21 protein-coding genes are annotated in these 21458 nt (G+C 69.2%); 12 read left to right on the top strand and 9 right to left on the bottom strand.

What is annotated here, in order from left to right; translation table 11 throughout:
* Positions 1–49 precede the first annotated feature (49 nt).
* Positions 50–1276 carry a cytochrome P450 gene (locus tag ACRSBM_RS19045; protein WP_434444960.1) on the top strand — a complete coding sequence of 409 codons (1227 nt, stop codon included), beginning with the start codon at positions 50–52 and terminating at the stop codon, positions 1274–1276.
* Positions 1277–1340: 64 nt separating this feature from the next.
* On the opposite strand, the gene ACRSBM_RS19040 is transcribed toward ACRSBM_RS19045, so the two are convergent.
* From ACRSBM_RS19040 to ACRSBM_RS19020, 5 genes are read right to left on the bottom strand one after another with little or no spacing between them, the layout of a single operon-like run.
* Entirely contained in the window at positions 1341–1781 is a 441-nt protein-coding gene (locus ACRSBM_RS19040; RefSeq protein ID WP_434444959.1) for a nuclear transport factor 2 family protein, read from the bottom strand.
* The gene (locus ACRSBM_RS19035; RefSeq protein ID WP_434444958.1) at positions 1778–2638 is read right to left on the bottom strand and encodes a TIGR03619 family F420-dependent LLM class oxidoreductase; all 861 of its coding nucleotides are present in this window, start codon (positions 2636–2638) and stop codon (positions 1778–1780) included. Before ACRSBM_RS19035 ends, ACRSBM_RS19040 begins: the two co-directional genes overlap by 4 nt.
* A complete protein-coding gene (locus ACRSBM_RS19030) occupies positions 2635–3777 on the bottom strand; it encodes a thiolase domain-containing protein (RefSeq protein WP_434444957.1) in 1143 nt (380 codons plus the stop codon). The genes ACRSBM_RS19035 and ACRSBM_RS19030 overlap by 4 nt, the downstream gene beginning before the upstream one ends.
* On the bottom strand, positions 3778–4833 hold the full coding sequence (locus tag ACRSBM_RS19025; protein ID WP_434444956.1) for a thiolase domain-containing protein: 1056 nt from the start codon (positions 4831–4833) through the stop codon (positions 3778–3780).
* 7 nt (positions 4834–4840) lie between these two features.
* Positions 4841–5800, bottom strand: coding sequence for a Zn-ribbon domain-containing OB-fold protein (locus ACRSBM_RS19020; RefSeq protein ID WP_434444955.1), 960 nt, complete (start codon positions 5798–5800; stop codon positions 4841–4843).
* A 45-nt stretch (positions 5801–5845) separates the two neighbouring features.
* Here ACRSBM_RS19020 and ACRSBM_RS19015 point away from each other — a divergent pair, with 45 nt between their 5' ends.
* The 4 genes from ACRSBM_RS19015 to kstD are packed head-to-tail and all read left to right on the top strand — an operon-like array spanning position 5846 to position 10583.
* On the top strand, positions 5846–6889 hold the full coding sequence (locus ACRSBM_RS19015) for an LLM class F420-dependent oxidoreductase (RefSeq protein ID WP_434444954.1): 1044 nt from the start codon (positions 5846–5848) through the stop codon (positions 6887–6889).
* A gap of 25 nt (positions 6890–6914) precedes the next feature.
* Positions 6915–8429: an acyl-CoA synthetase gene (locus tag ACRSBM_RS19010; protein WP_434444953.1), complete on the top strand. Its 1515-nt coding sequence runs from the start codon at positions 6915–6917 to the stop codon at positions 8427–8429.
* Complete coding sequence (locus ACRSBM_RS19005) at positions 8422–8877, top strand: pyridoxamine 5'-phosphate oxidase family protein (protein ID WP_434444952.1); 456 nt, start codon at positions 8422–8424, stop codon at positions 8875–8877. The genes ACRSBM_RS19010 and ACRSBM_RS19005 overlap by 8 nt, the downstream gene beginning before the upstream one ends.
* A complete protein-coding gene (gene kstD / locus ACRSBM_RS19000) occupies positions 8874–10583 on the top strand; it encodes a 3-oxosteroid 1-dehydrogenase (protein WP_434444951.1) in 1710 nt (569 codons plus the stop codon). The genes ACRSBM_RS19005 and kstD overlap by 4 nt, the downstream gene beginning before the upstream one ends.
* Before the next feature lie 60 nt (positions 10584–10643).
* On the opposite strand, the gene ACRSBM_RS18995 is transcribed toward kstD, so the two are convergent.
* Together ACRSBM_RS18995 and ACRSBM_RS18990 are read right to left on the bottom strand one after the other, a co-directional pair.
* Complete coding sequence (locus ACRSBM_RS18995; RefSeq protein WP_434444950.1) at positions 10644–11417, bottom strand: hypothetical protein; 774 nt, start codon at positions 11415–11417, stop codon at positions 10644–10646.
* 103 nt (positions 11418–11520) lie between these two features.
* Positions 11521–12312, bottom strand: coding sequence for a crotonase/enoyl-CoA hydratase family protein (locus ACRSBM_RS18990; RefSeq protein ID WP_434444948.1), 792 nt, complete (start codon positions 12310–12312; stop codon positions 11521–11523).
* Between the two features lie 74 nt (positions 12313–12386).
* Between ACRSBM_RS18990 and ACRSBM_RS18985 the strand changes: the two genes are divergently transcribed.
* The 4 genes from ACRSBM_RS18985 to ACRSBM_RS18970 all read left to right on the top strand — a co-directional run bounded on the left by ACRSBM_RS18985 (position 12387) and on the right by ACRSBM_RS18970 (position 17013).
* Positions 12387–13973, top strand: coding sequence for an acyl-CoA synthetase (locus ACRSBM_RS18985; protein ID WP_434444947.1), 1587 nt, complete (start codon positions 12387–12389; stop codon positions 13971–13973).
* A complete protein-coding gene (locus tag ACRSBM_RS18980; protein WP_434444946.1) occupies positions 13954–15042 on the top strand; it encodes an NAD(P)H-dependent flavin oxidoreductase in 1089 nt (362 codons plus the stop codon). Before ACRSBM_RS18985 ends, ACRSBM_RS18980 begins: the two co-directional genes overlap by 20 nt.
* A gap of 64 nt (positions 15043–15106) precedes the next feature.
* The gene (locus tag ACRSBM_RS18975; RefSeq protein WP_434444945.1) at positions 15107–16045 is read left to right on the top strand and encodes a hypothetical protein; all 939 of its coding nucleotides are present in this window, start codon (positions 15107–15109) and stop codon (positions 16043–16045) included.
* Entirely contained in the window at positions 16045–17013 is a 969-nt protein-coding gene (locus ACRSBM_RS18970) for a hypothetical protein (RefSeq protein ID WP_434444944.1), read from the top strand. The genes ACRSBM_RS18975 and ACRSBM_RS18970 overlap by 1 nt, the downstream gene beginning before the upstream one ends.
* Here ACRSBM_RS18970 and ACRSBM_RS18965 read toward each other — a convergent pair whose 3' ends face one another.
* Positions 17014–17928: an acyl-CoA dehydrogenase family protein gene (locus ACRSBM_RS18965; protein ID WP_434444943.1), complete on the bottom strand. Its 915-nt coding sequence runs from the start codon at positions 17926–17928 to the stop codon at positions 17014–17016.
* A gap of 9 nt (positions 17929–17937) precedes the next feature.
* Positions 17938–19098, bottom strand: a complete 1161-nt coding sequence (locus tag ACRSBM_RS18960; RefSeq protein WP_434444942.1) for an acyl-CoA dehydrogenase family protein — start codon at positions 19096–19098, stop codon at positions 17938–17940.
* A 45-nt stretch (positions 19099–19143) separates the two neighbouring features.
* Here ACRSBM_RS18960 and ACRSBM_RS18955 point away from each other — a divergent pair, with 45 nt between their 5' ends.
* From ACRSBM_RS18955 to ACRSBM_RS18945, 3 genes are all read left to right on the top strand, one after another.
* Entirely contained in the window at positions 19144–19335 is a 192-nt protein-coding gene (locus ACRSBM_RS18955; RefSeq protein WP_434444941.1) for a ferredoxin, read from the top strand.
* A gap of 161 nt (positions 19336–19496) precedes the next feature.
* Positions 19497–20582, top strand: coding sequence for a Zn-dependent alcohol dehydrogenase (locus ACRSBM_RS18950; RefSeq protein WP_434444939.1), 1086 nt, complete (start codon positions 19497–19499; stop codon positions 20580–20582).
* A gap of 23 nt (positions 20583–20605) precedes the next feature.
* Positions 20606–21454 (top strand): SDR family NAD(P)-dependent oxidoreductase, encoded by an 849-nt coding sequence (locus ACRSBM_RS18945; protein WP_434444937.1) that lies wholly within the window; start codon positions 20606–20608, stop codon positions 21452–21454.
* Positions 21455–21458 lie beyond the last annotated feature (4 nt).

The raw sequence follows: 21458 nt of genomic DNA, 5'->3' as shown, positions 1-21458 counted from the left end.
CGCAAGCGTGTTTGAATCGGATAGAACGCGTTCCACCTAGGAGGTGCCTGTGGGCAAGCCGCGCATCCCGGAAGGCTTCGACTTCACCGACCCTGACATGTACGCGAGTCGGCTGCCGCTCGAGGAGTTCGCCGAACTGCGCCGGACCGCGCCGATCTGGTGGAACTCCAAACCGCTGGGCCAGGGCGGGTTCCCCGACGAGGGCTACTGGGTGGTGACCAGGCACCACGACGTCAAGGAGGTCTCGCGCAACAGCGAGCTCTTCTCCAGCCGCGAGAACACCGCGATCATCCGGTTCCGCGACGACATGCCGCGCGACAACATCGAGATGCAACGGCTGCTCCTGCTGAACATGGACCCGCCGACGCACACGAAGGTGCGCGGCATCATCTCCCGCGGGTTCACCCCTCGTGCGGTCAACAGTCTGCGGGACGCGTTGACCGAGCGCGCCGAGCGGATCGTGGCGGAGGCGCTCGAGAAGGGCAGCGGGGACTTCGTCACCGACGTGGCGTGCGAGCTGCCGTTGCAGGCGATCGCCGAGTTGATCGGGATCCCGCAGGAGGACCGCAGGAAGATCTTCGACTGGTCCAACCAGATGATCGCCTACGACGACCCCGAGTTCGAGATCGAGCCGCTGGCAGCGGCCACCGAGCTGCTGGGGTACTCGTGGACGATGGCCGAGGACCGGCGGAAGTGTCCACGGTCGGACATCGTCACGAAGCTCGTCCAGGCGGACGTGGACGGGGCCGGGCTCGCCTCGGAGGAGTTCGGGTTCTTCGTGTTGTTGCTGGCTGTGGCCGGCAACGAGACCACTCGTAATGCGATCACTCATGGGATGAAGGCGTTTTTTGATCATCCTGAGCAGTGGGAGTTGTTCAAGGATTCGAGGCCCGCTACTGCTGGGGACGAGATCGTTCGGTGGGCTACGCCCGTGGTGTCGTTTCAGCGGACCGCGATGGCGGATACCGAGTTGAGTGGGGTGGAGATCAAGCAGGGGCAGCGGGTGGGGATGTTCTACTCGTCCGCCAACTTCGATGAGGAAGTTTTTGCTGAGCCGGAGAAGTTCGACATCACCCGGGATCCGAACCCCCACCTGGGGTTCGGCGGCAGTGGGGCGCACTTCTGCATCGGGGCCAACCTCGCCCGGCTGGAGATCGACCTCATCTTCAACGCCATCGCCGACGCCATGCCGAACATCAGGCAGGTGGCCGAGCCGCGACGCCTGCGGTCGGGCTGGCTCAACGGCATCAAGGAGTTCCGCGTCCAGTACGCCTAGCGAAGTCCATGGGGGGAGCTTTCATGAACCTCAGGTTCATGAAAGCTCCCCCCATGGAGCTGGTTCAGGACTCGGTGCGGAGGGTGGCCAGGGCCCGTTCGGTCTCCCAGAACGCCCGCATCGACTTGATCAGGCCGTCCTCGCCCACGTTGTAGACGAACACGCCCTCGGTGTCCACGCGTGCGCCGCCGGGGAGGAACGCGGAGATCGTGCCCACGTTGGCGCACTCGGAGCCTGCCGCGAACGAGTCGTGCATCGCGAACTCGAAGCGTTCGACGTTGGCGATCGCGAGGTCCCAGAAGGCGGAGATTGCTTCTTTGCCGTGATGGCCCTTGCCCTCTGCGTCGAACATCGAGGGGCCTACGGGGTCCTCGACGATCGCGTCCTCGGCGAACAGGGCCAGCCACTCGTCCTTTTTGCCGCTCGAGACTGCCTCCATGGAACGCCACGAGGCCGCGCGGGCCGGGGTTTCGGTCTTGGAGGCCGTCCAGGTCACTGCGGTCATGCGAACTCTCCGATCACTTCGTCGGCGAAGCGCCGAAGTCCGTCTTTCTTGGCTTGGAGGCTGCCGTCGAAGCCGACGCCGTAGAACAGCCAGGGCACCACGATCGTGTCGGTCACGCCGATCTCGGCGAGCTGCTTGTAACCGTCCAGGCCGAAGCGGTCGATGCACACTGCCTGGATCTCGAAGGGGCGTTCGAAGCAGCCGAGATCGGTCAGCTGGGCGATCACCGACTTCAGGTCCTCGAACTTGATCATCGCTGAGGTCCAGCCGTCGCCGACGCGGGCGGCGCGTTTCAGAGCGGCGGGGGAGTGGCCGCCGACGTAGAACGGGACCGGGGACGTGGGGGCCGGCGACATTTGCAGGCGGTCGAAGTCGAAGTAGTCGCCGTGGTACTCGACCATGCCGCCCCCGAGGACGAGTTTGAGGACGTCGATCATCTCGTCCACGCGCGGGCCGCGGTTCTTGTACGGGGCGCCGCACCACTCGAACTCCTCCGGTGACCAGCCCAGGCCCACGCCGAAGCCGAAGCGGTTGCCGGTCATGTGGGCCACCGAGCCGACCTGGCGGGCTAGCAGCAAAGGGTTGCGGGAGCCCAGTTTCAGGACCTGGGTGTAGAAGTGGATGCGGGACGTGACGGCGCCCATGGCGGCCGCGGCCACGAACGGGTCCACCCAGGGGGTGTCGGCGTTCCACATGCGGGAGCCGTCTGGGGTGTAGGGGTAGTCGGCGGAGACCTTCTCCGAGAAGAAGAGGGAGTCCGGGAGGGCGATGGAGGAGTAGCCGCACTCCTCGGCGCACTGGGCCAGTTCGGTCAGCTGGTCCAGTGGGCTCATGGCGATGCCGACGGTGAACTTCATGGCCTCTCCGATCCGACTACCCACATGGCGAAGAACTGCGAGCCGCCGCCGTAGGCGTGGCCCAGTGCTACTCGTGCGCCGTCCACCTGGTGGTCTCCTGCGGTGCCCATGACCTGCATGGCTGCTTCGGCGAAGCGGAGCAGGCCGGAGGCGCCGATCGGGTTGGACGAGAGGACGCCGCCGCTCGGGTTCACCGGGAGGCGGCCGCCGATCTCGGTCTCGCCCGCCTCGGTGAGTTTCCAGCCCTGGCCGATGTCGGTGAAGCCGAGGTTCTCGAGCCACATCGGTTCGAACCACGAGAAGGGGACGTAGATCTCGGCCGCGTCCACTTCGGACAGCGGGTCGGTGATGCCAGCCTGCTTCCACAGCGCCCGTGCGGCGTCGCGGCCTGCCTGTGGGTTGACCTGGTCGCGTCCGGCGAACGTCGTGGGCTCGGTGCGCATCGCGGTCGCGTGGATCCAGGCGGCACGACCCGAGGCCGGTTCGGACGAGATGACGACCGCGCAGGCACCGTCCGAGGAGGGGCACGTCTCGTCGTAGCGGATCGGGTCCCACAGCATGGTGGAGGCCTGGACCGACTCGACGGTGATGTCCGGTTGTTTGAGGTGGGCGTAGGGGTTGCGGGCGCCGTTGCGGCGGTCCTTGGCGGCGACCATCGCGCCCACGTGTTCGGGGGCGCCCGCTCGGCGGATGTAGGAGCGGACGTGCGGGGCGAAGTAGCCGCCCGCGCCCGCGTGCACCGGCATGGTGAACGGGGTCGGCACGGAGAGCGCCCACATGGCGTTGGACTCGGACTGCTTCTCGAACGCCACGGCGAGGACGCGGTCGTGGACGCCGGACTGGACCAGGGACGCGGCCACGTTGCCGGTGCTGCCGCCCACCGAGCCCGCGGTGTGGACGCGCAGCAACGGTTTGCCGACCGCGCCGAGGGCGTCGGCGAGGAACAGTTCGGGCATCATCACGCCCTCGAACAGGTCCGGTGCCTTGCCGAGCACCACGGCGTCGATGTCCGGCCAGTCCACGCCGGCGTCGGCCATCGCGCGGTCGATCGCCTCGCGGCACAGGCCCGCCATCGACACGTCGAGGCGTTTCGCGGCGTGGTGCGTCTGGCCGGTGCCGACCACTGCTGCCGGTCGCATCTACTCCCGTCCTTCCATGACGCAGACGAGGTTCTGTTGCAGGAGCGGTCCACTGGTGGCGTGGCCGAGGACCTTGGTCGCCGAGCCGTCGTGGATCCGCCTTGCGGCTTCGCCGATACGCGCCAGCCCGGCCGCGAACATCGGGTTGCCCGCGAGCACGCCGCCGGACGGGTTGACGGTGACGTCGTCGCCGAGCCCGAGTGCCTGGCGCAACAGGATTTCCTGATGCGTGAACGGCGCGTGCAGCTCGGCCACCTCGATCCCGTCGGCACCGGCGGCCTTGCCCGCGGCCACGGCGGAGGGTGAGGTGGTCAGGTCACGGGTGCCGAACGACGGGGAGTCGGTGCGGTGTTCGAAGCCGGTGATCCACGCCGGACGTTCGCAGAGTTCGCGTGCGCGGTCGCCCGCTGCCAGCACGATCGTCGCCGCGCCGTCGGTGATCGGTGCGCAGTCGTGCCGCCGCAACGGGTCCGCGACGTAGGGGAGGGCGAGCAGTTCCTCGGCGTCGACCTCGCCGGACAGCTGCGCCAGCGGGTTCGACAGGGCGGCGGAACGGCTCTGCGCGGCCACCGCCGCCATCGCCCGCTCGTCCCACAGGCCGTTCTCGATGCCCATCCGCGCCTGGATTCCGGCCAGGCCGAGGGAGTCCGGCCACAGCGGTGTCACGAGGTAGGGGTCGAGCTGCATCGCCATGACCCGGCGGAGCTCGCCCGCCGACGACTTGCCGAAGCCGTAGACCAGGGCGGTGTCGACCTCGCCGCAGAGCAGCTTCACCCAGGCCTCGTAGAGTGCCCAGGCGGCGTCCATCTCGACGTGCGACTCGGCGATCGGCGGGAACGCGCCGATCGCGTCGACCGCGGAGACGAACGAGAACGCGCGCCCGGCCAGGTAGTCCGAGGAGCCCGAGCACCAGAAGCCGATGTCGGTCTTGGTGAGCCCGAGGCCGCCGAGCACCTCGTGGAAGATCGGCACCAGCATCTCGACGCCGTTGGTGGTGCCGTCGGTCTCGCGCACGCAGGGCGTCTGCGCGAAGCCGACTACCGCGATGTCACGCACGTGGGCCTCACAGGTGCTGGGAGTAGGAGTCGAACGGCGCGTCCGGTTCGCCGGAGGGCTTGAAGTGGTCGATGTTCTGCATCGTCGGACCCCACTCCTCGCGTGGCTTCCACACCGCTTCCACGCGCATGCCCATCCGCACGTCCTCGGGCGCGACGCCGAGCAGCAGGTGCAGGAACGGGATGTCCGCGCCGTCGAGCAGCACGTACGCCGAGACGTACGGCGGTGGGATGCGCTGGCCGAGGAACGGAACGTTGACCACGCAGAACGTCGTGATGGTGCCGTGGTCGGACAGCTCGATCTGGTCCGTCGTCGGCACACCGTCCACGGGACAGGCCGGGCGCGGCGGGAAGTAGACCTTCTCGCACACCGGGCAGCGCTGGGCGATCAGCCGGCCTTCCATCAGGCCGCGCAGGAACGGGTCCTCCGTCGGTGAGGCCGAGTGGGTGTAGTGCAGGTTCACCGGCGTGGTCACCATCGTGACGTCGTCCGCCTCGGCCGGGGGATCGGCGGGCTCGCCGGAGATCTCGAAGCACTCGATGTCCGTGATCGCGCCGACGCGTTCGCCACGCCACCTTGCCCGCACGCGTGTTCCGGTCGACATCTGGTCCGGCGAACCCGCGTCCACGGCGTGCAGGAGCGAGGTGTCGGCACCGTCGAGCTGGATCAGCGCCCACGCGAACGGCCGGTCGAGCGGCTGGCCTTCGAGCGGCTCGGGGATCCACGACCACCCACGCACGACACCGGTCGCCGTCACGTCCACGAACTCCGAGAGCCGTTCGGCGGTCACCGGGTCGTACTCGAGCGGCGGGACGTGCACGCGCCCGTCACTGCCGCGGATGCCGGTCACCTTGCGGCGGCGCAGATCCGAGAGGAACCGGCCCAGCGTCGGGCCGAGGGAGCGCGTGTAGTCGAAGCCGACGTCGAGGGGAGCACTGAGGGGTCTTGTCTCCGGCGGACGAGTCACAGATCAAAGTGAAACAGGTTCTCGAAATGGTGGCAAGATGGGTGCATGAAGCTCGGTCTGCAACTCGGGTACTGGGGCGCCGGTCCGCCTCGGAACGCGGCCGTTCTCGTGGCGGCGGCGGAGGAATTCGGCTTCGACGCGGTGTTCGCCGCCGAGGCGTGGGGCTCGGACGCCTTCACCCCGTTGGCGTGGTGGGGATCCGATACGCGACGGGTGCGGCTCGGCACGTCGGTCGTGCAGATGTCGGCGCGCACACCGGCGGCCTGCGCGATGCACGCGCTGACCCTGGACCACCTGTCCGGTGGGCGGTTCGTGCTCGGACTGGGCGTGTCCGGGCCGCAGGTGGTGGAGGGCTGGTACGGCCGTCCGTTCGCCAAACCCCTTGCCAGGACCAGGGAGTACGTGTCGATCCTGCGGCAGGTGCTGGCGCGCGAGGCGCCGGTGCGCAACGACGGCCCGCACTACCCGTTGCCCTATCAGGGGCCGGGCGCTTTGGGACTCGGCAAGCCGCTCAGGCCCATCACCCATCCGCTGCGCGCTGACCTGCCCATTTGGCTTGGCGCGGAGGGGCCGAAGAACGTCGCGCTGACGTCCGAGATCGCGGACGGCTGGCTCGCCATCTACTACGCGCCCCGGCTCGCCGGCATGTACGACGAGTGGCTGGACGAGGGGTTCGCGAAATCGCGCCAGAAGGATCCGGCACGTAGCAGGGAGAACTTCGAGGTCGCGGCCACCTGTCAGGTCGTCGTGACGGACGAACCCGCGGCGGTGCGGGCGATGCTGAAGCCGTTCGTCGCTTTGTACATCGGCGGAATGGGCGCGCCGGGGATGAACTTCCACGCCGAGGTGTTCACCCGCATGGGATACGGCGAGGTCGTCCAGGACGTCGGGAAGCTCTTCCAGGCCGGGCGCAAGGACGAGGCGGCGCAGGTGGTTCCGGACGAGCTGGTGGCCGAGATCAGCATCGTCGGCACGGCCGAGCACGTGCGCGAGGAGATCGGCCGCTGGGAGAAGGCGGGCGTCACGATGCTGCTCGTCGGATGCCGCGACGTTGCCTCGATCAAGGCCGTCTCGGAGGCTTGTCAGTAGGTGAAACGCGTTCTACTTTGAGGGTGTGGTCACTGGACTCTGGAACATCGCCGCCGATCAGCCGGACCTGACCGCGCTGGTCGATCCGAGTGGTCGCGAGATCACCTACTCCGAGCTCGCGGACGCCGCGAACCGCTACGGGCGCGGGTTCCGGTCGCTGGGCCTGGAACCCGGCGACAGCATCGTGCTGATGCTGCCCAACAGCGCCGAACTGGTGGCGGTGTACTTCGCCGCCTACCAGACCGGCCTCTACGTCGTGATGGCCAACTGGCACCTGACCGGGGCCGAGGTCGCGTACCTCGTGCGGGACAGCGGTGCCAAGGCTTTCGTTGCGCACGAACGGTTCGCGGAGGCGGCCTCCGAAGCTGCGGCGAGCCTGCCCACCGGCGCGCGGTTCGCGGTCGGTGAGATCCCGGAGTTCGCGCCGCTGGCCACGCTCGGTGCAGGTGAGGAAGGCCGGCCCGACCGCCGCACCACCGGGTCGCCGATGCTCTACACGTCCGGCACGACCGGGCGGCCCAAGGGCGTGCGCAGGCCGTTGACCGGCGCGGACCCCGACGCCGTGCCGCCGTCCGCCGCCTGGTTCTTCGGCATCTTCGGCATCAAGCCGCACGACGGCCACGTCCACCTGTGCGGGTCGCCGCTCTACCACACGGCGGTGCTCAACTTCGTCGTCATCTCGATCCAGCTCGGCCACACTGCGGTGCTGATGGACCACTGGGCGCCGGAGGAGATGCTGCGGCTGATCGAACGGCACAAGGTCACCCACAGCCACATGGTGCCGACCCAGTTCCACCGGCTGCTGGCGCTGCCGGACGAGGTCAAGGCCAAGTACGACATGTCGTCGCTGCGCGCGATGATCCACGGCGCGGCGCCGTGCCCGCTCGAGGTCAAGCGGCGGATGCTCGACTGGTGGGGGCCGGTCGTGATCGAGTACTACGCGGCCACCGAGGGCGGCGGCACCGCGATCACCGCGCAGGAATGGCTGCGCAAACCGGGATCCGTCGGCCTGCCCTGGCCGACGTCCGAGATCAAGATCCTCGGCGAGGACGGCACCGAGCTGCCCGTGGGCGAGCAGGGCCTGGTCTACATGCGGATGGGCGACTCGACCTTCGAGTACCACAAGGACGCCGAGAAGACCCGGTCCGCGCGGGTGGGCAAGCTGTTCACGTTGCAGGACATCGGTTACCTCGACGAGGACGGCTACCTGTTCCTGTGCGACCGCAAGAACGACATGATCATCTCCGGTGGCGTGAACATCTATCCGGCGGAGATCGAGGGTGAGCTGGTGTGCCACCCCAAGGTCGCGGACGTGGCGGTGTTCGGCGTGCCGCACCCGGACTGGGGCGAGGCGATCAAGGCCGTCGTGCAGCCCGCGGACGGGGTCGTCGCGGACGACGCGCTGACCGAGGAGCTGCTGGAGTTCGCCCGCACGCGTCTCGCGAAGTTCAAGCTGCCGCGCACGATCGAGTACCTGGCCGAGCTGCCGCGCGACCCGAACGGCAAGCTCTACAAGCGAAAGCTGAGGGACCGTGCGTGACCTGATCAGGATGACGCCGGCCGAGGTCGAGGCGTTCCTGGGCGAGCAGAAGACGTTGATCGTCGCCACCATCGGCCGCACCGGCCTGCCGCACCTCGCGCCGATGTGGTTCGCGTGGGTGGACGGCGAGCTCGTGTTCTGCACCGACCGCAAGTCGCAGAAGATCGTGAACCTGCGCCGGGATCCGCGCTGCAGCGTGCTGGCCGAGGCCGGGGAGACCTACGACCAGCTGCGCGGCGTGCACATGGAGGGCGTCACCGAGTTCACCCCCGACCTCGGCCGGGTCGTCGACGCCGTGGTGGCGCGCAACTTCGGCGAGGTCGGCGACGACGACACGGCGCGTGAGGCGCTGCGAAAGGCGATGTCGCGGCGCGTCGCCGTGATCTTCCGTCCGACGAGGACCGCCAGCTGGGACCACCGCAAGACGATGTCGGGAGCGACCCCATGAACCTGAACCGCCGTCAGGTGCTCGCCGGAGCCGGTCTCGCGCTGGCCTCGGGGCTCGTCAGGCCCTCTTCCGCCGGCGCGGACCCGCTCGGCGAGTTCGACGTCGTGGTGGTCGGTTCGGGCGCGGCCGGCATGACCGCGGCGCTGGCCGTGGCCAAACGCGGCCTGAGCTGTGTGGTCGTGGAGAAGGCGCCGACCTACGGCGGTTCCGCCGCACGGTCCGGCGCGGGCATCTGGATCCCCAACAACGAGGTGATCCTGGCGGCCGGTGTGCCGGACACACCGGCGAAGGCGGCCCAGTACCTCGCGGCGGTCGTCGGCGACATCCCCGCCGCGCGGCAGCAGGCGTATCTGGCGCAGGGGCCGCGGATGATCTCGTTCGTGATGCGGAACAGCCCGCTGCGCTTCCGGCACATGGACGGCTACAGCGACTACTACCCGGAGTTCCCCGGCGGCATCGCGCGGGGCCGGTCGATCGAGCCGGAGATGATCGACGGCCGCATCCTCGGCGCCGAGCTCGCGAACCTGAACGCGCCCTACCTCGCCACGCCCGCGGGCATGGTCATCTACGGCGCGGACTACAAGTGGCTCGCGCTCGCCCTGGTCAACGCGAAGGGCGCGGCGACGGCCGCCGCGGCTTTGGCACGGGGGGCGGCGGCCGCGCTGGCCGGCCAGAAACCGTTGACGATGGGGCAGGCGCTGGCGGGCGGTCTGCGTGCCGGCCTGATGCAGGCTCAGGTGCCGGTCTGGCTGGGCACCGGGCTCGAGGACCTGGTCGTGGAGAACGGCGCCGTCAGGGGAGTGCTGACCTCGCGCGGGCTCGTGCGCGCCCGGCGCGGCGTGATCATGGGTTCCGGCGGCTTCGAGCACAACGCGGCGATGCGCGCCCAGTACCAGCGCCAGCCGATCGGTACCGAGTGGACGGTCGGAGCGAAGGAGAACACCGGCGACGGCCACCGCGCGGGCGAGCGGGCCGGCGCCGCGCTCGACCTGATGGACGACGCGTGGTGGGGCCCGGCCATCCCGACGCCCGGCTCGCCGTACTTCTGCCTCGCCGAACGCACCCTGCCCGGCGGCCTGATGATCAACGCGGCGGGCCGGCGGTTCGTCAACGAGGCCGCGCCCTACAGCGACGTCGTGCACGTCATGTACGACAAGAACCCCGTGGACCCGTGCATCCCCGCCTGGCTGGTCGTCGACCAGAACTACCGCAACAGGTACCTGTTCGCCGACGTCGCGCCGGCGCTGCCGTTGCCGGACGGGTGGTACCAGTCCGGTGCCGTGGTGCGGAACTGGTCTCTCGACGGCCTCGCCTCCGCCATCGGTGTTCCCGGCGCCGCACTGAAGGCCACCGTCAGCCGGTTCAACAACCAGGCGCTGACCGGCAGGGATCCCGACTTCAAGCGCGGCGACAGCGCCTACGACCACTACTACACCGACCCGGCGGTGATCCCGAACTCGTGCCTCGCGCCGCTGTGGGCGCCGCCGTTCTACGCCTTCAAGATCGTGCCGGGTGATCTCGGCACGAAGGGCGGTCTGGTGACCGACGCCCGTGCGCGCGTGCTGCGGCCGGACGGTTCGGTGATCCCGGGGTTGTACGCGGCGGGCAACGTCAGTTCTGCCGTGATGGGGCGGAGTTATGCCGGTGCGGGGTCGACGATCGGACCCGCCATGACTTTCGGGTACATCGCCGCCAACGACATCTGATAGGAGCTCGGCGCCAGGTGGCCGAAGGAGTGCGGCGGCCTGGGGTTCGGGCTGGTCGAGCTACTCCCACACCGTGACCTGGCCGGTGATCGCGCTGCCGTCCATCGCGGAGACCTCGATCCGGAAGATCCGGCCCTCGGGCGTCTTCCCGCACACCCGGCTGCCCACGAAGACGTTCTCCGCGTCCTGGGTGGACCGCGTTGCGAGGTGGGTGGCGCATTCCTCCCGTCCCGGCACGCCGTCGCTGTGCCACTCCGCCAGCCAGTAGCCGGGGTCGCCGTGCAGGCGGGTCGGGGTGAGCGCCCAGACGTTCGACTCCGGCACGTCACGTGGCTGGGCGCGGTCCAGGTGGAAACTGCCGAACCGCAGCTCGCCGCTGAAGCGCACACCGGTACCCGTGAACGGCGGTGCGGCCACGGGGACGACCGTGGTCATGGTGGTGGGAGGCATCGGCGTGACCGGGGCGCCGCTGCTCGGCCGCGGAGTGAGTCCAGGCGGCGCCGGACGGACCGTGCCGGCTGTGGTCGCGGGAACCTGCGCACTGGTTGTGACATACGGTGAGGACGTCGTGGTGGTCCCGGCCGCGGCGGAACTGGTGGCGGCCACGGGCTTCTCGTTGACCGACTCGTCCGGCGTCACCAGCTCGAACACCATCGTCGCGGCACCGGCGACAGCCGCTGCGGCCGGAATGCCCAGGTACCAGCGTGCCTTGCGCCACCGGGGCTTGGCGGGGGCGCCCCAGTAGACGTCGCCGCCGATCGACCCCGCCTGGAACAACGTGCCGCCGATGTCTCCGTCCGCCACGTTCTCGGTCGACTGATCAGAGTGGTTCAAAACTGGCCCCTGCCCCGCACTGACGATGTTCGGTACGGGGCAGATCGGCGGGCCGTCACGAAGTGTTACGGATGCGAACGAGTCGGTGTGGTCGCGGCACCGGCTAGCGGCCCTTGAACTCCGGCTTGCGCTTCTCGGCGAACGCGCGGGGACCCTCCTTCGCGTCCTCGCTGGAGAACACCTCCATCCCGAGCCGAGCGTCCACTGTGAACGCCTCGTTCTCGTGCATGGCCTCGGTCTCCCGCATGGTCCGCAGAATCGCGCGTACCGCCAACGGACCGTTCGCCGTGATCAGCGCGGCCAGTTCGAAAGCCCGTGACAGCGCCTGGCCATCCGGCACGACGTGCCCGATGAGCCCGATCTCCTTGGCCTCGGCCGCTTTGATGTGCCGCCCGGTCAGCAGCAGGTCGGCCGCGACGGTGTACGGGATCTGGCGCGGCAGCCGGACCGCCGAGCCGCCGAGCGGGAACAGGCCCCAGCGGGCCTCGGAGACGCCGAACCGCGCGCTCTCGCCGGCCACGCGGATGTCGGTCGCCTGCAGGATCTCCGTGCCGCCGGCGACCGCGGGGCCCTCCACCGCGGCGATGAGCGGTTTCGTCAACCGCCGACCTTTCAGCAACGGCTCGATGACGGAGAAGTCGAACTTCCCCGCGTTCTCACTGGGGTGGTTGGACGTCATGGCCTTCAGGTCGGCGCCCGCGCAGAACGAGCCGCCCGCGCCGGTGAGGATGCAGACCCGCACGTCCGGATCGGAGTCCACGCGGTCCCAGGCCTCGCGCATGATCGCCAGCATGGGTCCGGACAACGCGTTGCGGACCTCCGGGCGGTTCATCGTGACGACCAGGACGTTGCCGACCAAGTCCACCAACGCGTGTGGTTCCGTCGTGGTCGTCATTCGCGCGCCTCCTGGATCGAGTCTGACCGCACGGGGGATTGTCCAGAACAGTAACACGTTCTACTTTGCCTACCATGGCCCTCAACGTCGCAGACCTCGTTGAACACGCCGCCGACACCGTGCCCGACCGGACCGCGCTCGTGTGCGGGACCAAGAGGGTCACCTACGCCGAACTTGAGTCACGAGCCAACAAACTGGCTCACCATCTGGCAAAGAACGGCGTGACACAGGGTGCGCACGTGGGGCTCTACGCGCGCAACTCGATCGAACTGGTCGAGGCCATGCTCGCGGTCTACAAGCTGCGTGCCGTGGCCATCAACGTGAACTACCGCTACACCAAGAACGAGTTGCAGTACCTGTTCGGCGAAGCGGACCTGAAGGCGCTCGTACACGAACGGCGGTACTCGCCGTTGGTCGCGGAGGTCGGCGCTCCCGGCCACACGGTCGTGATCGACGACGAGAGCGACGAGCCCTTCGCGGGCGCGGACTACGAGACGGCGCTCGGCGAGGAGTCCGGCGAGCGCGACTTTGGGCCCCGCAGTCCCGACGACCTCTACATCCTGTTCACCGGCGGCACGACCGGCATGCCCAAGGGCGTGCTGTGGCGGCACGAGGACGTGTGGCGCACGCTCGGCGGCGGCATCGACTTCGTCACCGGCGAACGGCTCACCGACGAGTGGCACCAGGCCAAGTCCGGCAAGGACTACGGGCTCGTGCGGCTGTGCCTGCCACCGTTGATCCACGGCGCGGCGCAGTGGGCGGTGCTGGGCGCGTTGTTCAGCGGCAGCACGGTGGTGCTGGTGCCCAAGTTCGACCCCGCCGAGATCTGGCAGGTGATCGAAAGGGAAAAGGTCCAGGTCGCCGTCATCACCGGGGACGCCATGGGCCGGCCGCTGATCGAGGAGTTCCAGCGCGGTGAGTACGACGGGTCGTCGCTGTTCATCCTCAACAGCAGTGCCGCGCTGTTCTCCTACACCGTGAAGAAGCAGTATCAGGAACTCCTGCCGCACACGACACTGCTGGAGTCGATCGGGTCGAGCGAGACCGGGTCCACCGGCATCGGCGCGGTGCCCAAGGAGATCGTGAAGACCGACGGCACCAAGGTGAAGCTCAACGAGGACACCATCGTCATCGACGACGACGGCAACAAGCTCGAACCGGAGCCCGGCGTCATCGGCAAACTGGCGCGCGGCGGCCACATCCCGATCGGCTACTACAAGGACCCCGAGAAGACCGCGCGGATGTTCGTCGAGGTCGACGGCAAGCGGTTCACGGTGCCTGGGGACTACGCGCGGTTCGAGGATGACGGCGACATCACGTTGCTGGGGCGCGGCAACACCTGCGTCAACACCGGCGGCGAGAAGGTGTTCCCGGAAGAGGTCGAGGCGGCGCTCAAGTCGCACCCGGACGTGTTCGACGCGCTCGTCATCGGCGTGCCGGACGACCTGCTCGGCCAACGCGTCGGCGCGCTGGTCCAGCCGCGCGACGGCGCCACGCCGACACTGTCCGAACTGGACGCTCACGTGCGCGAGACGCTCGCGGGCTACAAGGTGCCGCGTTCATTGTGGCTCGTCGACGAGATCGGCCGCACCCCGAGCGGCAAACCCGACTACCAGTGGGCCCAGCGCCACGTGGAGGACCATGCGCACCAGCCTGTGTGACGAGCTGGGCATCGAGCACCCCGTCTTCGGCTTCACGCCGTCCGAGCAGGTGGCGGCGGCGATCAGCCGGGCGGGCGGGCTCGGTGTCCTCGGGTGCGTGCGGTTCAACGACGCGGAGGACCTCGACCGCGCGTTGACGTGGATGGACGAGAACACCGACGGCAAGCCGTACGGCGTCGACATCGTCATGCCCGCCACCGTGCCGAAGGAAGGCACGCAGATCGACCTCGCCGGCCTCATCCCGCAGAGCCACAAGGACTTCGTGCGGCAGACGCTGCTGAAGCTCGGCGTGCCACCGCTGCCGGACGGCGAGGGCGGCGAGGGAGTGCTGGGCTGGCTGCACTCGGTGGCGCGGTCGCACGTCGACGTGGCGCTGGAGCATCCGATCCGGCTGATCGCGAACGCGCTGGGCTCACCACCCACCGACGTCATCGATCTGGTGCACGCTCGTAACATCCCGGTCGCCGCCCTCGCGGGCAAGGCCGAGCACGCCCGCCGGCACGTGGCCAACGGCGTCGACATCGTGGTGGCGCAGGGTTACGAGGCCGGCGGCCACACGGGTGAGGTCGCGACGATGGTCCTCGTGCCGGAGATCGTGGACGCGGTGGACGTCCCGGTGCTCGCCGCGGGCGGCATCGGCTCCGGCCGCCAGGCGGCCGCCGCGATGGCGCTCGGCGCGTCCGGGGTCTGGATGGGCTCGTACTGGCTCACCACGGCCGAGTACACGCAGAGCCCGCTCACCCAGAAGGCGTTGCTGGCGGCCGGTTCCAGCGACACGGTCAGGACCCGCATCTACACCGGCAAGCCCGCGCGCCTGCTGAAGACCAGGTGGACCGAGGCCTGGGCCGAGCCGGGCGCGCCGGAACCGTTGCCGATGCCGCTGCAGAACCTGCTGGTCAGCGAGGCGCACCAGCGCATCGCCCGGTCCGACGACCCGTCGGTGGTGTCGATGCCGGTCGGGCAGGTCGTCGGGCGGATGAACGAGGTGCGCCCGGTCGCCGAGGTGATGGCCGACCTGCTGAGGGAGTACGGCGAGACTGTCGAGAGGTTGACCAAACTGGCCCGTTAGGACGTATCGTGTGCCCACTTGGGACGACTATGGGGGCAACACGATGCGAAGACCTGTATTTGGCGTGCTTTTCAGCGGGGTGGTGCTGGCGTCCACGGTCGTGGCCGCGCCACAGGCCATCGCCGCCGATCCGTGCCGGTGGATCGCCCACGACCTGCCGCTGCCGTCCGGCGCGGCCTACGCCAAGACCAGCGGCAGCAGCGAGAGCAACCGGTTCATCGTCGGGGAGGCCCGGACCGGTGGCGCCGAGCAGGGGCTGCTCTGGGACAACGGCGCGTTGGTCCCGATGGCGTCGCCGGGCTCCTCGACGATCGCGATCCACCCCAAGGACGTGAACGACAACGGGGTCGTCGTCGGCGGGCGTGACCACTGGGGCTGGGACAGCTGGCTCGCCTTCCGCTACCGCAACGGCACCTACGAGCTCCTCGACACCCCTGCGACCCACCACTCGTGGGCGAGGGCCGTCAACAACAACGGTGACGTGGTCGGCGAGATGTGGCGCAAGGACGCGCCAGACGTCCGCCAGGTCGTCGTGTGGCCCAACGGCGGAGCTCGCAAGGAGTTCCTCAACGGGCAGGCCGCCGGCATCAGCGACGATGGCAAGCTGGTGCAGACGACGGCCTCGTCCGCGTTCGTGATCGACGTCGCGAGCGGGCAGCAGACGGAACTGCGCGGTGGCCGCACCCCGATGGTCTTCGACAACGACCGGGTCCTGCACTTCTCGTGGGGCGGCATCATGGAGTGGACGACCGCCGGTCAGCACGTCGCCACCTGGGAAGGCGGCACCGAGCCCTACGGCAGGACGTCCAGCGGCCATGTGGTGTTCGGCGCCAGCATGGGCACGGCGATGCTGTGGCAGTGGGGCATCCGGTACGCCGTGGACTCGGAGAAGCAGCCGGACGTCCGCTACTACGGCGACATCAGTGACGAAGGTGCGTTGATCGGCACCTATGAGAACGCCGACGGCAGTTCGCACCCGGCGCGCTGGTTCTGGTGCGGCTGATGCGGCGCACACGTGTGTTCGGCGCGCTGTGCGGCGCGCTGGTGATCGCCTCCACCGTCGCGGCACCGCACGCCGCGGCCGATCCGTGCCGGTGGATCGCGCACGACCTGCCCTTGCCTGCCAACTCGGACTGGGCCAGGACCAGCGGCAGCAGCGAGAACAACCGGTTCATCGTCGGCGAGGCCGAGGTCGGCAGCGATGTCGGGCAGACCGGCCTGCTGTGGGACAACGGCGTGCTGACCCGCCTGCCGTCCGCGGGCTCGTCCATGATCGGGGTTCGCCCCGTGGACGTGAACAACGACGGTGTCGTCGTCGGCCGTCAGCAGTTCTACGGACAGCAGCGCACTCTCGCCTTCCGCTACAGCGGTGGCGCCTTCGAGCTCCTGGAGACGCCCGAGGGGTACAGCTCCCGCGCGGAGGGCATCAACAACCTCGGCGACGTCGTCGGCGAGGTGTGGCACGAGGACGATCCGGAGGTCCGGGATGTCGTCGTGTGGCCCCGCATCGGATCGATGACGCGCACCTCGTCCTACATCGCGGTCGGGATCAGCGACGACGGCAAGTACACGCACTTGAGCCACACCTCGGCGTTCGTGAACGACCTCGCGACCGGCCAGCAGGTGGAACTGCCGGGCGGGAAGCGTCCGATGGTGCTCGACAACGACCGGGTGTTCTACCCGACCGCGACCGGCATCGAGGAGCGCGACCTCGCCGGTCAGCAGGTCGCCACCTGGGTGGGTGGCACGTTGCCGTGGGGCAGGACGTCCAGCGGCCACGTGGTGTTCGGTGCCGTCAACCGCGTCGCCACGCTGTGGCAGTGGGGCATTCGTTACCCTGTGGACTCCGCGAAGCAGCCCGTGGTCACATCGACCTACTACGGCGACGTCACCGACGAGGGGGCGCTGATCGGCGTCTACCACGACGACAGGGGTCGCTCGCACCCGGCGCGCTGGTTCTGGTGCGGCTGATCACCACGCGGCGCTGAGTTTGAGGAGCTGGGCGGTCGCGCCGCCCAGCTCGAACTCGTTGCGCTTGGCCGCGGTGAAGTAGCGGTGCACCTCGTGGCTCATGTCGATGCCGGTGCCGCCGTGGACGTGCACGGCGGTGTGCGCCACGCGGTGCCCGGCGTCGGCCGCCCAGAACTTCGCGGTCGCCACCTCCGCTTCCGCGTCCAGGCCCTCCGAGAGGCGCCAGGCCGCCTGCCACAGCGTCAGGCGGATCGCCGCGACGTCGATGTAGGCATCGGCAAGTCGTTGCGCCACGGCCTGGAAGCTGCCGATCGGCCGGTCGAACTGCTCGCGCGTCCGGGCGTACTCGGCCGTGAGCTCCAACGCGCGTTCGGTCACGCCGAGCTGGAGAGCGCACAGCCCGAGCGTGTACCGCGTGACGAGCCAGCCGGGGGAGAGGCCGGGCACCACCTCACCGGCGCCCGCGTGCTCGAACCATCCCGCGTCCGTGCCGTCGACGAGCTCCTGCCGGGTGATCTCCAGCTGACCGGCCTCGACGAGGAAGACCTCCGCGCCGTGTGCCACCAGGAAGGCCTCGGCCGTCGAAGCGAACGGCACGGTCGTGCACGCGCCCTCTGACTCGGAGAGTGCCACGGACAGCACGGTTCCCGGTGTCAGCCAGCGTTCGCGTTGCTCCGGGGTTCCGAAGGACGCCAGCGCGGACCGCGCGACCATCGCCGGCAGGTACGGCACGGGTGCGACCGCGCGGCCCAGTTCGACCAGCACCGAGCACTGTTCCAGGACGCCGAACTCGTCGGGCTGCTCCGGCACGACTCCGGACCTGACGAGGTCGGGCCACGGCGTGTCCGACGAGTCGAGGATCTTGCGGGTCAGCGCGGCCAGCTCGCGCTGCGCCTCGGTCAGCGTGAAGTCCACGGAGTCTCCTTACCGAGGTACGGCAGGGAGCCCGAGGCCCACCCGCGCGATGATGTCCCGCTGGATCTCGTTGGTACCGCCGCCGAACGTCAGGATCAGCGACGACCGGTGCATGCGTTCCACCCGGCCGTGCAGCAACGCTCCCGGTGATCCGGCGCGCACGATCCCGTTGGCGCCCAGCACCTCCATCAGCAGCCGGTAGCCCTCGGTGGCGAACTCCGTGCCGAACACCTTGGTGGCCGAGGCCTCCGCGGGCGACGGGGCTTCGTCGGAACCGGACGCGATCCGCCAGTTGATGAGCTTGAGGAACTCGGTCTTGGCGTGCACCCGGGCGAGGTGCAGGCGCACCCATTCCTGTTTCGTGGCACCGGTTTCGTCCGCCCATTGACGAACCTCGCGCAGTGCGGTCCGCAGTGGCGCGGCCGAGCACAGCGCGACGCGTTCGTGGTTGAGCTGGTTGGTGATGAGCTTCCAGCCCTTGTGCTCCTCGCCGATGAGGTTCGCCGCGGGCACCCGCACGTTGTCGTAGAAGGTGGCGCTGGTGGTCGGCCCGGACATCGTCGGCACCGGTGTCCAGGAGAAGCCGGGGTCCGTGGTCGGCACCATGATGATGCTCAGCCCCCTGTGCCGCCGCGACTCCTGGTCGGTGCGGCAGGCCAGCCACACGTAGTCGGCGTACTGGATGAGGCTCGTCCACATCTTCTGGCCGTTGATCACGTACTCGTCGCCGTCGCGGACGGCCCGCGTGCGCAGCCCGGCGAGGTCGGTGCCCGCCTCCGGTTCGGAGTAGCCGATGGCGAAGTGGATCTCGCCGGACGCGATCCTCGGCAGGTAGAACGCCTTCTGCTCGGGCGTCCCGTACGCCATGATCGTCGGTCCGATCGAGTTCAGCGTCAGGAACGGCACGGGCGCACCGGCCGCGGACGCCTCGTCGAGGAAGATCAGCTGCTCGATCATCGGGCGGGCGCGGCCGCCGTACTCCAGTGGCCAGCCGATGGTCAGCCACCCGTCGAGGCCCATCTGGCGGACGGTGTCCTTGTAGACCGCGGCGTCGCCGTAGGCGCCACCGCCTGCGAGTCCTTCCCGGCGTTCGGGCGTCATGAGCGCGGCGAAGTACGCCCGCAACTCCTGGCGCAACTGCTCCTGTTCGGGCGTGAAACCGATGCGCATGCCCGCTACTCTAGAACAAGTTCTACTTGCTGTCAGGAGGTCGCGATGAAGGTCGGCGTCGACCCTTCGCTGTGCGAGGCGCACGGGGCGTGCGTGTCAATCCTGCCTGAGGTGTTTGACCTTGACGATGACGAGGTTCTGCAGATCCGGGACGGTGAGCTGGCCGGGGACGAGGAGGAGCCGGCCGAGCGCGCCGTCGCGTCCTGCCCCAAGGGCGCACTGCACCTCTCACGCTGATGGGCCTTGTCACGAACAGGAACAGATTCTAGTGTGCGACGGGTACGTGGTGCCGCGACCGGCAACCTTCGCCGCGATGCACCCGTCTGAACGCCGGAATACGGGGCAAAGGCTGCCGGTCGCGGCACCAGGCCGTGTGAGCTCAGCGAGGAGTGATACCGGTGAAGGCTGCCGTGCTCAACCAGGTAGGCGACGACAAGCTCGAGCTCCGCGACGACGTGACGACCACCGCTCCGGGGCCGCAGGAGATCCGCATCAAGATCAAGGCCTGCGGGGTCTGCCACAGCGATCTGTCCGCAATGGACGGAACACTGCCCGCGCTGGCACCCGGCGTCATCGGCCACGAGGGCGCCGGCGAGGTCGTCGAGATCGGCAGCGGCGTGACGTCGCTCGCGGTCGGCGACCACGTGGCGATCACGTTCGTGCCGCCGTGCGGGAAGTGTGCCCAATGCGTGACAGGGCAGTCGCATCTGTGCCTCGTGCACACGATCTCGGCCTTCACGTCACCGAGGTTCGTCGTCGGCGGCAACCCGGCCTTCGGGTACGCGGGCCTGGGCGCGTTCGCCGAGGAGATGGTCGTGCCCGCCGACGCCGCGGTGAAGGTCGACGATGACGTGCCGTGGGAGATCGCGGCGCTGCTGTCGTGCGGCATCCTGACCGGCGTCGGTGCCGTGCTCAACACGGCCAAGGTCGAACCGGGCTCCAGCGTCGCGGTGATCGGCTGCGGCGGTGTGGGTGTGGCGGTGGTCCAGGGTGCGCGGCTGGCCGCCGCCGCGCGGATCGTCGCGGTCGACCCGGTGACCGAGAAGCACGACGTGGCGCGGAAGTTCGGCGCGACGCACGCGACGACACCCGACGGCATCGCGGACCTCAACAACCAGCTGAACTCCGGCATGGGCTTCGACTACGTGTTCGACGTCGTCGGCATCCCCGCGACGATCCGGCAGGCGTGGGACCTCACCCGGCGCGGTGGCCACACGGTCGTCGTCGGCGCGGGCCGGGCGGACGCGATGGTGTCGTTCAGCGCCCAGGAGCTCTTCCTGCACGACAAGACCTTGCACGGGTCGTTCTACGGGACGGCGAACTTCCGCCGCGACGTGCCACGCATGATCGCGCTGTGGCGGGAAGGCCGGCTCGACCTGGAGAGCATGATCAGCAGGCGGATCAGGCTCGAGGAGGTCAACGAGGGCCTGCAGGCCCTGCGCGGCGGGGGATCGCTGATCCGCCAGGTCATCCTCTTCGACTGACACACCTCTTCTGGGAGTCTCTTGTGGACCTTGCGGGGAAGGTCGCCGTGGTCACCGGCGCCGGTGCCGGGCTCGGCCGCGCGGAAGCGCTGGAGCTCGCCAGGGCCGGTGCCGCACTCGTGCTCAACGACCTGCCGGGTGCGGCCGGCGCCGCCGCGGCCGAGATCGAGGAACTGGGCGCGAAGTGCGTCGTGGTCGAGGGTGACGTGGGGGAGCGCGGCACCGCCGACGCCCTCGTCACCGCCGCCGTCGAGCAGTTCGGCGGGCTGCACGTCGTGGTCAACAACGCGGGCGTGCTGCGCGACCGGATGCTGTTCAACATGACCGACGAGGAGTGGGACCTCGTCGTGCGGGTGCACCTGCGCGGCCATTTCCTGTTGTCGCGCAACGCGGTCGCGCTGTGGAAGCAGCAGTCGAAGGCCGCGGGCGAACCGGTCTACGCGCGGATCGTGAACACCTCCTCGGAGGCGTTCCTGCTCGGATCTGAAGGCCAGGCCAACTACGCGGCGGCCAAGGCGGGCATCGCCGCGTTGACGGTGGCGACCGCTCGCGGCACGAGCCGGTACGGCGTCAGGGCCAACGCGATCTGCCCGCGCGCCCGCACGCAGATGACAGCGCACGTGTTCGGTGACGCGCCGGAGGGCGACGACTCGCTGGCGCCCGAGCACGTGGCGAAGTTCGTGGCGCACCTGGCGGGTCCGTCCGGCGACCGCGTCAACGGCCAGCTCTTCGTCGTGCACGGCGGCATGGTCGCGCTGATGGCTCCCCCGACCGTCGAGCAGACGTTCGGCACGTTCGGCGATCTCGACGGCCACTTCGCCGACCGGGATCCACAAAGGACTTTCTCCTGTACGGAAACGATGGCCCTGTAGGAGG

Origin of the sequence: Lentzea xerophila (assembly GCF_051094245.1) — a bacterium.
Classification (GTDB): domain Bacteria; phylum Actinomycetota; class Actinomycetes; order Mycobacteriales; family Pseudonocardiaceae; genus Lentzea; species Lentzea xerophila.
This window is presented reverse-complemented; position numbering and strand designations above follow the sequence as displayed.

Bases quoted from the DNA above. Each gene is read 5' to 3' on its own strand.
- ACRSBM_RS18960 (WP_434444942.1), bottom strand. From the start codon at position 19,098: ATGCGCATCGGTTTCACGCCCGAACAGGAGCAGTTGCGCCAGGAGTTG.
- ACRSBM_RS19015 (WP_434444954.1), top strand. From the start codon at position 5,846: ATGAAGCTCGGTCTGCAACTCGGGTACTGGGGCGCCGGTCCGCCTCGG.
- ACRSBM_RS18980 (WP_434444946.1), top strand. From the start codon at position 13,954: ATGCGCACCAGCCTGTGTGACGAGCTGGGCATCGAGCACCCCGTCTTC.
- ACRSBM_RS18990 (WP_434444948.1), bottom strand. From the start codon at position 12,312: ATGACGACCACGACGGAACCACACGCGTTGGTGGACTTGGTCGGCAAC.
- ACRSBM_RS19040 (WP_434444959.1), bottom strand. From the start codon at position 1,781: ATGACCGCAGTGACCTGGACGGCCTCCAAGACCGAAACCCCGGCCCGC.
- ACRSBM_RS18985 (WP_434444947.1), top strand. From the start codon at position 12,387: ATGGCCCTCAACGTCGCAGACCTCGTTGAACACGCCGCCGACACCGTG.
- kstD (WP_434444951.1), top strand. From the start codon at position 8,874: ATGAACCTGAACCGCCGTCAGGTGCTCGCCGGAGCCGGTCTCGCGCTG.
- ACRSBM_RS18955 (WP_434444941.1), top strand. From the start codon at position 19,144: ATGAAGGTCGGCGTCGACCCTTCGCTGTGCGAGGCGCACGGGGCGTGC.
- ACRSBM_RS19030 (WP_434444957.1), bottom strand. From the start codon at position 3,777: ATGCGACCGGCAGCAGTGGTCGGCACCGGCCAGACGCACCACGCCGCG.
- ACRSBM_RS19035 (WP_434444958.1), bottom strand. From the start codon at position 2,638: ATGAAGTTCACCGTCGGCATCGCCATGAGCCCACTGGACCAGCTGACC.
- ACRSBM_RS18970 (WP_434444944.1), top strand. From the start codon at position 16,045: ATGCGGCGCACACGTGTGTTCGGCGCGCTGTGCGGCGCGCTGGTGATC.